The sequence below is a fragment of the Cohnella silvisoli genome (assembly GCF_021190915.1).
Lineage (GTDB): Bacteria > Bacillota > Bacilli > Paenibacillales > Paenibacillaceae > Cohnella > Cohnella silvisoli.
The window spans coordinates 464,937-479,388 of sequence record NZ_JAIOAP010000003.1 but is presented as its reverse complement, the minus strand read 5'-3'; the positions used below and the strand labels follow the sequence as shown (position 1 = coordinate 479,388).

Annotated in this window: 8 protein-coding genes and 1 riboswitch; of the genes, 5 read left to right on the top strand and 3 right to left on the bottom strand. The window is 45.7% G+C overall.

Annotated elements, in window-relative coordinates; genetic code table 11:
* The first annotated feature begins 243 nt into the window (after nucleotides 1-243).
* Together K7P76_RS08825 and K7P76_RS08820 are read left to right on the top strand one after the other, a co-directional pair.
* Nucleotides 244-2,067, top strand: coding sequence for a histidine kinase (locus K7P76_RS08825; protein WP_232184890.1), 1,824 nt, complete (start codon nucleotides 244-246; stop codon nucleotides 2,065-2,067).
* Complete coding sequence (locus K7P76_RS08820; protein WP_232184889.1) at nucleotides 2,064-2,993, top strand: response regulator; 930 nt, start codon at nucleotides 2,064-2,066, stop codon at nucleotides 2,991-2,993. The genes K7P76_RS08825 and K7P76_RS08820 overlap by 4 nt, the downstream gene beginning before the upstream one ends.
* Nucleotides 2,994-3,081: 88 nt before the next feature.
* On the opposite strand, the gene K7P76_RS08815 is transcribed toward K7P76_RS08820, so the two are convergent.
* From K7P76_RS08815 to K7P76_RS08805, 3 genes are all read right to left on the bottom strand, one after another.
* Nucleotides 3,082-8,193 (bottom strand): InlB B-repeat-containing protein, encoded by a 5,112-nt coding sequence (locus K7P76_RS08815; RefSeq protein ID WP_232184888.1) that lies wholly within the window; start codon nucleotides 8,191-8,193, stop codon nucleotides 3,082-3,084.
* A 269-nt stretch (nucleotides 8,194-8,462) separates the two neighbouring features.
* A complete protein-coding gene (locus K7P76_RS08810; RefSeq protein ID WP_232184887.1) occupies nucleotides 8,463-9,815 on the bottom strand; it encodes a catalase in 1,353 nt (450 codons plus the stop codon).
* Nucleotides 9,816-10,180: 365 nt separating this feature from the next.
* Nucleotides 10,181-10,260: riboswitch (ZMP/ZTP riboswitch) on the top strand.
* 247 nt (nucleotides 10,261-10,507) lie between these two features.
* The gene (locus K7P76_RS08805; protein ID WP_232184886.1) at nucleotides 10,508-11,359 is read right to left on the bottom strand and encodes a MurR/RpiR family transcriptional regulator; all 852 of its coding nucleotides are present in this window, start codon (nucleotides 11,357-11,359) and stop codon (nucleotides 10,508-10,510) included.
* Nucleotides 11,360-11,732: 373 nt separating this feature from the next.
* On the opposite strand from K7P76_RS08805, the gene K7P76_RS08800 reads away from it, so the two are divergent.
* The 3 genes from K7P76_RS08800 (at nucleotide 11,733) to K7P76_RS08790 (ending at nucleotide 14,416) form a co-directional block, all read left to right on the top strand.
* Nucleotides 11,733-12,533 carry an HAD-IIA family hydrolase gene (locus tag K7P76_RS08800; protein WP_232184885.1) on the top strand — a complete coding sequence of 267 codons (801 nt, stop codon included), beginning with the start codon at nucleotides 11,733-11,735 and terminating at the stop codon, nucleotides 12,531-12,533.
* Between the two features lie 72 nt (nucleotides 12,534-12,605).
* A complete protein-coding gene (locus K7P76_RS08795; RefSeq protein ID WP_232184884.1) occupies nucleotides 12,606-13,451 on the top strand; it encodes a metallophosphoesterase family protein in 846 nt (281 codons plus the stop codon).
* Nucleotides 13,452-13,465: 14 nt separating this feature from the next.
* Nucleotides 13,466-14,416: a PHP domain-containing protein gene (locus K7P76_RS08790; protein WP_232184883.1), complete on the top strand. Its 951-nt coding sequence runs from the start codon at nucleotides 13,466-13,468 to the stop codon at nucleotides 14,414-14,416.
* Nucleotides 14,417-14,452: the final 36 nt, after the last annotated feature.

Below are 14,452 nucleotides of genomic sequence, written 5' to 3'. Positions count from 1 at the left end.
CGGAAGCTGCGCGGACAACGCGGCTTCCGTCCTGACAAGATTATAATTATTCTTGCCGGACTCATGAATAAGTTGAATGCATTAAAGTAATACGAGTTCATTGAGAGCAACACAGTTCGATGAATCAACTTTTACATTTTTTCGGTTTGGACCGATTAAAGCTGACAGATTGAAGGATGGACGGAACCATGGTAGAATTGCTCCAAGAATCGACATCGTCCGAGTTTACTGGGGAGTATGTTTATGAGATCGGAATCTACTATATTTTTAATGAAAATAATGACCATTTTTTTGTCCATATCGCTTTGCACCGCATTCGTTTTCGTCATTTACTTTCAGGATGCGAACAAATCCAAAGATGATATCAGTATGGAGATTCTACAAGACAATTCAGGCAACATGACTTTGTCCGAAGTTAAAGTCAGCGATCAATTCGTAGCTTTGCCTGGCAACTATTCCAAGGTTGGCTATTCTCCGGTCCGATTATGGTTCAAAATAAAATTAAATCGGTATAACGCGGATGAAATCAATTACCTTACAATAAACAACCCTCTTTTTGAAGATGTAACGATTTACCTCCCGACAAGTAACGATTACGAAATAAAGCATTTCGGGTTCGCGTATAAGAGCAATTCCGATGAGATCGGCTATGTCTACCCCGCATTCAAAATCCCGCCTCATTTTGATCATAATCAGTACATATACATGACAAGCAAATCGTTATACGGACAAAACTTTATTGTCCAAATCGTAAATGACGATCTCTTCAGGAAGACAAGCATGATAAACGTCTTGGCAGGGGGCATCTTATTCGGCGTTTTGGCGGCATTGTTTTTTTATCATTTGATTATGGGCTTAGCCATAAAAAACAAAACTTTTATTAAATACTGCTTTTTTGTTTTCGCCACCTTGTTATGGAACGCAGCAACGACGGGACTTTTAAACATCACGGGCTTCAAGTACGCCTATTGGATTGCGGATTATTCCGCGGGCATCGGCATTCTTATGTCGCTTGCCATCGCCATTTTTATGAGAGCGATTTTTCAGACCCAAACCAGGTTCCCGAAGATCGATTTTTGTTTAAAGCTGCTCATCGTTTACTTCCCCATCAATTTATTGCTGTTTCTTTTCGTCAGTAAAGAGCTGGGAGCATTTAGTGCGGGCGCATCTTCTGTGGTGTACGTATTGTATTTTATGATTATGTTTAAAGGAATAAGGTACAAAATTATTCGTTCGCCGCAACTCATAACGGCATGGCTCTTGTGTATTGTGTCGATAATCCTGTTTTATTTGATGGTTTTCGGGTTGCTGCCTCAAAGTTACATTATGATTTATTACTTATTTTTTCTTTCTTGTGTCTCCGCTATCGCCTTTGCCCTGTCTCTCGCAGAAATCATAAATGATTTAAATGAAGAGAAGCAACGCAATCAAATTCTATTTGAAAATTCCGAGATTCAAGCCAGGCAGTTTGAGCTTGCTTTTATACGGGCACAAATGGATCCTCATTTTGTTCATAATACCTTGAATGTGATAGAAGGGGTTATTGCCGAAAACAAAGAAAAAGCGGGAAGTTTGGTCAACGATTTATCCCATTATCTCAGAAATATATTCGATTACAGCAATTCGGAAAGATATATTTCTATCCATGAGGAGTTGGATGCAGTCAAGTTTTATGTTCGCATTGAGCAAGCCCGGTTTCCTGACAAAATATTCGTCAACTATGAAATTGATCCAGGCATTCAGTTGAAGGTGCCGCGCATGGTGATTCAACCCTTGGTAGAAAATGCGATTAAACACGGTATACGTAAAAGGAAAATTGCAGGAACAGTCACGATCAGGGTTAAAGAGCTTGAACAGGGCTACTTCATAGCGGTAGAAGACGACGGCGTCGGCATTGAAGACGCGGACAAATATAAACTGCTTGAATACTCGCCCAACAAGGGCATTGGGCTAGCCAGCATAAACGCGCGGCTAAAGGCCGAGTATGGAACGCAGCTTCAAATCGTCAGCGAGAAGGGTAAAGGAACTGCGGTTCGTTTTGACGTACCCATTAAGGAGCAGCCATGAGAGTTATTATTGTAGATGACGAATATTATGCGCTGCGGAACTTGAAAAACAAGTTGGAGAAAATTGCGGATGTCGAAGTCGTTGCGATGTATGAAGATCCTACAACAGCCTTGGAAGAAATGAGCAGCATACAGCCCGACCTTGCTTTTCTGGATATCGAAATGCCGGAGATCGATGGCATAAATTTGTTGGGGATGATGTTCAAAAAAAGACCGGAAATGGATTTTGTTTTCACAAGTGCTCACCATGCCTATGTGTCGGACACGCTTGAAACAAAAGCGTTGGATTTTCTCGTTAAACCGGTGAAGTACGAACAGCTTTATGTCACATTGGAAAAAATAAAGAAGATTAGAAGCAAAACCGGCATCGGACACAAAATTGAGATGAAGTGTTTTGGCGATTTTTCCGTACTTATAGATGGGAAATTGATCGACGACAATTGGCGAACCAAAAAAACGGAAGAGCTTCTCGCCTATTTGTTATGTATGAACGGCAAGTACGTGTCCAGAGAACGAATCATTAATGACTTGTGGCCCGATTTGGAAATGGATAAAGGGTATGCAAACTTATATACGACGCAATATAACCTAAAGAAGCGATTCGAGGCTTTTGGCATCCATCATTTGATCAAGAGCAGACTCGGGAACATTTGGCTCAACATCGAAGACATTAAAGTGGATTTGTTGGAGTTCGATCACTTCAGTAAAAGTTATAATGAAGATAAGAGTAAAATGGAAATCCTCGAGCAAATGGTGGAGCTGTACAAAGGCATGTTATTTGAAAACAAGCTTTATTCATGGACATTAAGTATACAGCAACCGTACGATGTAAGGTTCGAAAATGCATTAAATATTCTGATCCAGTATCATAGGGAACGCGGCGATGAGAAAAAAGCCAAGTACTTTGAAATGAAAAAAATGCTCTGAACAAATAGCGTCCGGAAAATAAAATCGCCCGCCTGCTGTGACCAGCTGCGGGCGATTTTATTGTTACGTGCCATGATTTTCTATGAACTTACTGTACGACAAAGGTATACGTCTTCTGAGTACCGTCCTGTGCGGTTACGACTAGCGTGTCTCCGCTTTGCATGAAATATCCATGTGAAATTTCTGTGTTGATCTGGTCATAGGCTTTATAGCTTCCATTCGCTGGTGCAATTAAAGATAGAGTCATGCCATAAGTATTGGAAGGCACGGTAATCGTCCCTGCGTTCTGATCAATTTGATAGCTACTCGATGTCACTTCAACGTCGTTATACAGAATATGATAATCCGCAGTAGACGAATTTTGAGCGGTAACGCGTACGATCATACTTGAAATGATATCGGCCGTCTGATCGGTGACAGGCGCCAAGGCTTGATCCAACACTTGGGCTGTAGCGTGAGGGGATACCGTCAACCCGCTCAACAACTGACCCACTGTCAGCGTACTCGGAGCCGAAAGGCTGACCCCGCTCACATTCCCGTTCGCATTGGACAGAACCGACTTGGCGCCGCTAAGCACCGGTGCCGGCGGCTGTGGCGGTGGCGAACAATTCCATTGTGCAGAATAGGTGGCGTCTTGGGCCGGCATTGTGCTTGCCAGCGCGGGCGACCAACCTGTGAAAGTACAGCCTGATTTCGTTACGGTTGGCGCCTGTATGGCAGTGCCGTACTGAACTCGATCTGTGGAACCGACAGTGCCTCCGTTTGCATCAAACGTCAAGTTGTAGCTGTTGCGTGTGTAATAACGCACGATCGTGAGGCTTCCATCGGCTGCAACCGTACTCGTTGCCAATGCTTTACCGCTGCTGTCATAGGCTATGTTAAAGTCATAGGTAAAACCGGGATACTGCTGGATCGCTGGCGCCGCTAGCGCGCCGGTTGTCCCTTGAAAACTTCCCGTGTCGGCTTCAACGTAAAGCGAAGTGCTTCCGACACCTTGCAGCCTGTTCGAAACACGGTAAGGCGTATCGGTACGTACTTTCCAGGTCGCTGTGTAAGTGGTGTCGCTTGACGGCATGGTGCCTGGAATTGCCTGTGACCAGCCGACAAAGGTATAGCCGGGTTTTGTGAAATTCGGCACTGCACTATCGGGTACCTTCGATAAGCTTCTGGCCGAATAAACGATCGAGGTTCCGCCCGGATCGGCATAGAAAGTCATTTTGCGCGTGGCAGGCAGGTATTCGTAGCTCAGTTTCGATAAACCGGTTCCGAATATTGTAATGGTTCGTGTTGGCGGTGTATCATAGCCTTCGATTGCTATCGGCGCCGGTGAAACGGAAGCGCCTGCCGTACCGGAAAAGGTATCTTTTTTCTTGGTGGTGCGATTCCCTGTATTGGGATCTACCGTAATGTAATCAACCAAGTAGGGTATATTCGTGTGCGGTGTCCATTGCGCATAAAGCGTTATATTTCCTGCCGGCATGATATCAGGAATGATGTAAGGTTTCGTTCCTTCAGGATCCAAGGCCCATCCCTTGAAGGTATATCCAGTTCTTTTGGGCACGTTTGTTAATCTTTTTAAATTTTTGATTGACGTGTTGACCGGCTGAACAACCCGCCCGTACTCGTTCACCCGAACTTCCTCTCTTGGATCTTGACCGTTTACTAATGGGACATTAGGATTCAAGGTAATAGAGTGGTATCCACTCTTGTACCAGGTCAAATTAATATCGCGCGAGTAGGGAAGAGAATTTAAACCTGTCGTTGAGCCCTTCCACGTTACAGTCATCTTGCTGGTGAGAATATCATCCGTGGCATTGGGCGATACGGATACACGGAATGTCTTCGGATCGTACGTAAACTTATTGTTATTAAAAGTGATTGTGTAGTTCTGTGGTTGATCTTTGCCTGTAATGATTTCGCCCGTTACCAGATTCAAATCGTTCAGTTTCAAGGCGTCCCCGATCGATGGGAACACTTTCTGCTCAAAAGCGACAAAGGAAGGCGCTGCTTCTTCTTCATAGGCGAAACCGATGAAATGACCATTCGGTGTGCCGGCTCTATATAGCGGCCAGTACTCGCTATAAAAGAGGTCGGAATACGAGAATGACCCACCGAGAATCTGTGCTTCCCACTCTGCCTCCGCATACATGCCGATCTCCAGGAACAGCGCTCCTAACGTTTTTGTCGGCGCCGAAGATGAGATTTCGTAATAGAAAAAACCGTAGAGTTGAAGGTAGGCGCCGCCTTCTGCCGTGATCCCGATACTGTCCAATTCGATGTGGAACAAACCAGCCGCCAGTTCGAGACGAATTCCTGCCTTTAGGCCTAGTGTTCCCATGACATAGAAATAGAAATTATAGGTGCCGTCGCCCGGTAAATCCACAGTACCGAAAGAAGGCGATCCTTCGCTGAGTTTGAAGCTGGCCGTATATCTCTTCGCGGATTCATAGCTGAAGCCGATCCCCAGGGCAATATTCGGATTCATGCTGATGACGAAATTTCCTGTAAAGTTGATATGAAGAAGACCCAATAACAGGTGTCTGTCTAATTCGAAGATTTCTTCCTCTACCAAGTCAACCCAATCCGTCTCGTTCTCCAGCATAGCTTGATAGCTTTCCACCAGCGTATCGGCGTTTACCTTGGCCGGAGTGGAAGGCGTCTGCTCCAGAACCGCTTTCAGTTGCGCCTTGATGTCTACTTTGTTTTTGGCAGTATTCCAAATATTCGTCCAGCGATCACGCGGAGTATCCGCTGCCACGGTGCCGATCTGCGCAGACGCGTCTATGCTCGTAAACGTGAAGGCGTCCAGGTTGGCGCTTGCTTGATAGTCCTTGGGATACGGGAGATCGAACAGTCCCAGATCGATATACCCCCAAACCGTATTGCCATTTACACCCACGCTCAAAGAGATTTCTTCCGTAAATGCAGCGTTCATATGAATAAGAATATCGTTGTCCGCGCCTGTCGAAACTTGAATATCGCTTGAAACTGCGAGATTCAGACGCAAACCGGACTTTTTCTGAAAATGGGATAACTTCGTGCCTATGTCTGCTGAAACCTTCAAGTTATGCATGGTGACTTCCGTATTCTCTTCTCCCGGTTTCGCGGAGAGGATGTGGACTTCCGATTTTTTGTCTTTCTGCAAGGTCGTTGAGGCGTTGGCTGCGATCAACGTTTTGAAGCTGTCGGTTTGCAAAGCGGCAGTTGACAAATAGTTTGCAGCTTCATCGACAAATCCGCTTGCCAGCGCTTGCTGCTTGATTTGATCCTCCAAAGAAGCGATATCGGCTTGCGACAACAGATCGGCTCCGCTAATCGTTTCCTGCTTATAGAAATCCAGGGCGTGAGTGATGTCATCTTGTGTCGCATCGGTATAAGCGATTACATAATTATTCCCCGAGTTGGAGACGGACGTCACTTTCCCGTAGCCTGAAGAGGCTCCCGTACTCATATTGACGAGCGCGAGGAAGTCCCCGACTCTGGCAACGGTAGCGGAGTTAAGACCCATAGGCGCATATTTGGCGTCGGAATAATCCATCGACGCCGGAGCGACCGTGATGGAGCGGTTCGCCCTGTCCCCGTCGGTGTCCGACGCAGGGTCGACCGGCAGCACGTGCGGTTTAAGAAGAACGTTCGTCGGGTTTGCGCTGGTATAGGAATAGATATTCCCGTTGATCGCAGTGATCGCTACATAGGCGATATCGCCATCATCGGAAGTATCCAAAGTGCGCAGATCGGGACGAGTCCCTTCATAAACGGAGACGGTATCGCCCACCTTCAAGCGTGTATTTCCGTCATAGCGGAAGGTACCGCTCGCAACAGGGGCCGAGTTCGAACCCGATCCGCCGCCAACGTTCGCGCTCATTACAGCGATCGAAGGGGAAGCAACGGATGCGCCATTCTGGCTCATTTGAGAGATATCGGAAAACTTCAAATAAATCATGTAAGGATTTAGAGGCAGCCGCATGACCTCTTGTTTGGCAATACTAAAAATATAATTTCTAGTCGTTGCGTCTTTGCCTGTGAAAGCAAGATTTGTATCCTTCAAAGTGATTTGGTAGGTGCTGCCCTCTTCGAATGCACCGCTTTTTGCAGCTACAGTAAAGTTGCCATTCGAGCCGGTTACCGCAATTCCTGCAAAATCAGGATTGGACGGAGATTTGAATGTCATGCCGGCTAGAACGGCCGCCGCCGTCATTTTACCTGCAGAATCTTTCACGGCGATCCTAAAGTTCGGTGCTTGGTCCATTGCGTATGCATTCGGAGTGATTATCACAGCATCATCGGGCGATGTAATATAATTGGCGTACAAGGTCAGGTCGCTCTTGACGGTATCGCCATTCATGACCGGTTGCGTAAAAGCACGATCCTTATACCAGCCATTGAAAATCGAGCCTGGCTTGAATGCCAGCGGAAGCTGATTCAGCGATTCGCCTCGCTTCAGACTCAGGCTGTCGATCGGCGAACCGCCGTTCGGGTTAAACGCAACCGTATAGGTTATGCCGTCGCTGAAACTCGCGACTTTGTCCGTACGCATAAAAAGCGCGGCCGCTTCAGCGCGAGTCGCCTTTGAACGCGGTAGGAAATTGCCTTTTGCATCCCCGGTAAATAAGCCGGCTTGCCAAAGCTTTACCGCCGAATCAACCGCCCATGAAGAAATGTCGGATATGTCGTTAGGCGTAGATGTGCTGTCGTTTTTTTGATAAGGGATACTTTCGCTTTCAAAATATTTCAATGTCAGCGTTGCCATCTGCTCTCTTGAAATTGCGGCGTCCGGCGAAAATCTGTTGCTGCCGGTTCCGCTTGCAATGCCGCGTTCGATTGCCCATTGCACATAAGGCGCATACCAATCGCCCGGCTGCACATCTGTAAATGCGGAAGTTTTGTATTGACTTGCATCTACTTGGGCGATTCGCCCAAGTACAGTAACAAACATGGCACGACTCATGGTTGCGTCAGGCGAAAAGCGATCTTTGCTTGTACCGCTGAACAGGCCATTCTGCTTGACATACATGACCGAATCGTAGGACCAGGCCGAAGGTGTCACGTCTTCAAACAAGCTTTGAGGCACGGACTGCGCAGTCTTTTGATGTGTTGTCGCAGGTTCGACAGAAGAACGTGAAGTGGCAGAAATCTCAGGAGGCATTAAGGTTACGAGTATGCAAGACAATAGCAGCAGACTTAATAGGCGTTTATACAAGTTCAATTTTCCTCCTCATAATCTATCAACTTGCAGTCAATTACTGATCTTAGCAGACGGATCTAAATGGAATCTAAACAGCAGACTGCGAAGCGGAAAGACGGGGGGATGAGGGCAATGTGAGGCCGCGATAACGGACACGATTGCAGAAAAGGAGCTTGCCAAATGGCAGCTCCTTTTCATTTGTTGATATACTGGGTGGATAGTTTAAGATCATTCGCGGTGAACTTTATCATAAGTGACGGCAAGTTTTTGCTCCATGCGATTCCTTATGAAGTTTGGATCTTTCGGGCGACACGTTCCCCAAGCTCGGTGGATGCCTGGTACAGGTAGCCGAGCACGATGTTTTTCGTTTCGAGGGATATACCGACCAGATCGACGGCCAGGTTATCTACCAAGTGTTCTTGCTGCAGTGGCGCAAGAGCAAGATAATACTGACCGGCTTGCGCGAAGTCGTCTTGCTTGGGCACGTCGGACCGCACGAGGCGTCCTTCCACGAATCTCCCGTTGCCGCTGGTCACAAGGGAAGCAGGTGTCCAGTTCTTCTGATGATTAATCGGAATCTTGCGGAAATCCGGACCAAGCCGCCGTCGCTGCGAATCCCAATAAATATTTGCGCGCCCCTGTAGTATCTTATCGTCCGACAACTCTGCACCTTCCAGCAGGTTGGAAGGGGAGAAAGCCAATTTTTCTACTTGCTCCATATAATTATCCGGATTGCGATTTAATACCAATCTCCCGACCGGGAGCAAGGGATATTGCCGCTCATCCCATACCTTTGTATTATCCAGCGGATCATAAGGGAGATAGGACTCGTCTTGGGGGTTCATCAGCTGCACGTAAAGCCCATATTCAACCGTTTTGCCCGCTTTCAGCGTATCGAATAAGTCCTTGCCGGCATAATCCGGATTCTCGCAAGCGAGCCGGGCTGCTTCTTGACGGTCAATATACTGCACACCCGCAAGAGGCATCCAATGATATTTAATGTAAGTGCGGACACCTTGTGCGTTTTTCCAGACGTAAGTATTGACGCTGTGGCCCGGGATGTGGCGAAGACTCTTGACAGTGCCCGCGTCGGAGTAGAGCCGGACGAGAAAGTTTGTAGATTCCGGTGCTCGGGCGACGAAGCTCCAAAATCGTTCCGGATCGATGAAGTTGTTAACGGGCGACGGCAGGAAGGCCTTGATAAACTCGGGAAAGCGGATGGCGTCTCGGACGGAGAACACGGGGATATGGTTACAGACAAGATCGAACACGCCATGATCCGTATAGAACTTGGTGGCCAATCCGCACACGTTACGGGAAGTATCCGGCGTGCCTTTGTTGCTGACGGCTAAGGAGAATCTTACCGCGACGGGGACCTGCTGACCCGGATTTTGTAAGAAACAAAGCTGCGTGTAAGCCGTCATGGCATGCACGGTCTGAAAGTAGCCGAATGCGCCATAGCCTTTGACATGCACGGGTCTTTCCAACAATTTCGTATGGATGAAAGTCTCCAGCGCTTCATGCAGCACGTTGTCCTGTTCCAATACGGGGCCTCGTTCGCCCACCGTCTGCGAATGAAAAGCTGCCGGAGTATCTCCGGACCATTTGTTAGGGCGAGTTCCATTGTTCTCGTTCATCTCTCAACCTCCCACTGGCATGCGAATTGTTTGGATATATCAAAAGGTATGAAGAGCTACTAAGCGAATATGACAGCGCGGCGTAGTTCTTGACTTCCGACAAATTCTGTCGGGAGTCAAGAACATTGTCCCATTAATTGTCGCGTAAATCGCGGCTTTTTTTATTTATGGGATCAAGTTCTTGACATTGGGCGATGTCAAGAACTTGATCCCATTTCCGTTTTGTGACAAGAACATTGTCCCATTCCCGACGGTAGACTTGGTTGGGTCATTACGCTAACGGGCAGATTAGCGGAATGGCTATTCGTTAAGCAAATTTAACAATAACTTGGAAATAATGAATCCATTGAAATCTTCTTAAGAATTAATCTGTGTGTTACTGGCGCGAACATGGTGAACCATGAAGGAGCACACAGAATAGTAGCCGTACGCCTGGGCAAAGTATTTGGACTTAAGTCTGAATACTTTTTTCATTTTCTGAGAGGGCTTTTTTTGAATTGAAGATGTTAATCTGCGGTATGGAATGAATCCACATCAAAAGAAGGCTAAGATATATTCTAGAGGAAAACTGCCCCGCCAAAAAAAGAAGATATAGCTACCGCTACAACTTAATCCCTTCCAGCTTCATATAATTTGTTCGCAAAATAGGCAGGGTGGGTCTTAGCCGTTGATATGTAGCTTTCCAGATAAAACTAATAACGCAACTGATTTAAAATATAAGTCATACTGTCAAGTAGCGGCTCTGTCTGTTTGTACCTTCTGATGATAAGGCAAGTACACAAGCTATCAATTAATCCCAGATGTGCAATTCTAGAGGACACAGCTTCTTTTAGAAAGTCTGCTTCAATAGATGAGATGACCAATCTGCTATCTACGAGATCCAGAAGGGGAGTTTTATAAAAACTTGTAATGCCAATAATTTTTGCGCCTTTTCCTTTTGCAATTTGTAATGTTTCAATTGTATCTTTTGTGCGGCCGGTATGTGAAATACCAAGTGCCACGCATTCATCATCTAGCATGCTTGCAGATATGCGACTGATATGAGGATCGGTGGCTGCATAAGCCGGAAGACCGATACGCATAAAGCGATAATAAGCGTCTTGGACGAGTGTGGCGGATGTTCCAACGCCGTAAATTTCTATTCGCTTAGCCTGTAATAAAAGTTGAACCGTTCGATGGAATTCCTCTTTATCCAATGTATTTATTGTATTCTGTAAGGTTTGAATGCTTGAACTGAATACCTTCAAAGCAATCGAGTAATCGTCATCATGAAGACTGATCTCTTCCGGTACGGGGGAGGATGATTTGGAAATATTCTTAGCTAAATTAATTTTTAGGTCAGTAAATCCGTTCAAACCAATTAATCGGCAGAATCGGACAATACTTGAATCTGCGACTGACAGAAGAATAGCCAGTTGAGCAATTGTCGTATTAATGACATCAGCAGGGTGACTCAGAATGTATTCCGCTATTTTTTTTTCTCCTTGATGCATAGAGGGTAACAAATTTTTAATAATGACTAGGTAATCCTTCGCAATGTCCATGAACGCTCTCCATACTTTTTATTAATCATCATCAATGATTTTATATTATCACATTCCAATCCATTCAAGAAAACCCCGTTCAAATTTACAATATTTAAAATCACAATAACCTTCAGTTAACATTCAACAGTTAAGATGAAAATGTTTAATCAACAAGGAATATTATTCTTCATTTATTTATTAAACAAAGAATTATATTCCTCAATGTAACGGACAGTCAGGAGGTATGATCCATGAATCGAATCCTCATTTATTAAGATACGATACTTATCTTGAAAGATAGAATCAAAAAATAACTTAGAAGGAATAAAATTCACTGGAAATAATTGTTTAGAGAATTATACTCCATAGACCAAATCGGGAGAATATAGGGATGACATGTGAGCTTGGGCATTATGAAACTTATATTTTTGACCTGGATGGATGTTTGTACGCGGGAAATGAACCATACCCAGGGTCAATCGCACTTATCTCATACCTTGCGGACAAGAACAAAAAGATCATTTTTCTGAGCAATAATTCTACCGAGACATCGGATGAGGTACTTGCCAATATGTCGGACATGGGATTTCCTGTTTTGGGAATACAGGCTATGGTAGCTACCGATTTAACCGGAAAATATCTGCTAGAGAAGTACGGCAAGGTAACTGTATCGGTATGCGGATCGGAATCCTTGGAGGCAAGCTTAAGTGGATTTGGACATCGAGTCGTCCGCCTGGACGATCAAAGAACATCCGAATTCATAGTGTTAGGCCGGGATGTCCACTTTAATTACGAGAAATTGAGTAGAACCGTCAACCAAGTGCAGCGGGGGGCAAAACTGGTTCTTACCAATTCCGATGTGTACCACCCAGGTGCGTTCGGGGAGCGAGTGCCAGAGACGGGGGCACTGCTGGCGTCGGTGCTTTCCATGTTGGACCGGCCAAGCGTTATTTCCATTGGAAAACCTGAGCCATATCCGTTTCAAAAAGCGCTTGAGCTTTCCGGAACAAGTCGGGACGCGTGCCTAATGGTTGGCGACAATATTTACACCGACATTAAGGGGGGCAGGAATGCGGGAATCGATACGCTTTGGATTTCTTACCACAGAAGTCGTCCACGAGCAAGCCCAGTTCCCACTTATAAGGTTTCCACAATTGACGGTTTCTACAGAAAGTTGAGTAATCAGATCTGATAGGTGTGCCTGAATTTACGGCATTTGGACCTTTAAAGATGACAATATCAAAGCCAGCACAGGGGGATAGCCATGATGAAGATCGTAGTGATGGGGGACCTGCATTATTCGCTATCGTTCGCTGATCCTTCGTTGAAGGAGTATCAGGAAGATTTCCTCACACGTTATCTCGATAATGTATTTCAGGTCCCGGCCGATATGCATGTTTCAGTCGGTGACTTAACGCACTCTGGCTCTCCTGCGGAATTCGGCCGGATCTACCAAATCGCGAATGAGAGACATATTCACTTCTACCAAGCGATAGGAAATCATGATGCTCTGACGATTCCTAAGGAGCTGATATCTTCGGTAATACAGCGTCCTCTGTATTATCATGTGTCGACTGAGGATGCCATTGTGGCATTTATCGATACGGTGTGGGAACAGTGTCCTGATGACTCTTCGGGAGCGATCTCGGACGAACAACTCGACTGGCTACAGGAATTGATATTGAGCAGCGAGAGCAAGCCGGTTATATTGTTTGCCCATCACCCGTTGTTTGGAACTACCACTTTTTCCGAAATGGAGCATCTTTCCATCCGGAATGACCGGCTAACAGGCATTCTCGCGAGTAAGCAAGGGATCGGGTTGTATTGCAACGGTCACAATCATATTCACTCTACACACCACAGCAGTCCATGGGTGTATATTCAGACCGCCGCTTGCCTAATAAAACCATCTTACCGGATCATTACAGTACAAGACAGCGATGCATTTATCGAAACCCGTTTCTTGAATGACGACATGCTTACGCAATACGGACAAATGCTGGGCGAGGAACTACTTTATATCCCCGACCAAATCCAGCCGCCGGTCCGGCCCATCGACTTGGAACTTCGTTTATGGGGCATTAAATTTAGGGAAGACCAAACTGATTGAGAGAGGAAGGGAAAATGTTGGAAATTAAACAGCATAACTTTATATCGTCCTACTTAGAGTCTGACATCAGCTTCAAATGGCTTCGCGGCAATCATCATGGACATTCGACGAGGTCGGATGGCACCGACGAACCTTTAACAATTGTGCGTGCTTATGAGGAAGCTGGATACGATTACTTTGCCCTTTCCGAACATGATTTTTTACTCAGACGAGAAGAACTACAGCCCTATACGAAGATGTGTGTAATCCCGGCCGTAGAGGTCGCGGCTAAAGACGAACAAACTCTTCAATATCTTGGAGCTGACAGAGTACTTCCTCCGCTTTCATTGACACCCAGGGAAATTATGGATAGAGTGCATCAGGCCGGAGGACTTTGCATTTTCAATCATCCCAACTTCAAGCCCTTTCAAGAATATGCTACAGATCAAATGCTCGATTCGATGGAAGGTATTAAAGGTATAGAAATCTATACTGGGGTTATCGAAAGACTGTTCGGACAGGCTTTAGCGACTGATCGCTGGGACTATCTGTTGAGTAAGGGATGGAGGATTTTGGGCCATGCAACGGATGACCAGCATGCACGGGAAGATCAATTTATTGCTTGGAACTGTGTGCAGTGGCCAGATTCGCAAGCCATTGATCCAAAAGGAATTATCGCCTCACTTTCAGAGGGACGCTTTTATGCATCAACGGGAGTATCCATTTCAAAAATTGAAACAAAAGATAACAATCAGTGTATTTCAATAGAATCCGATGCTGATGAAGTTCATTGGATTAGTCGAAATGGGGTTATTTTGAAAAAAGTAAATGGAGGTTCTTCCTCTTTGACCATGAAGGAATTGCGTGAGAATCCCAGATTACACAATAAAGATCTGAGTGAAGCATTCTATGTACGTATCGAGTGCTTGGGGCATGGTAACAAGAGGGCGTGGTCCCAGCCATTTTGGATTGTCCCCGAAGAGTGAGGGTATTCGTTTACAGTATGAATTCTCATGTATAGA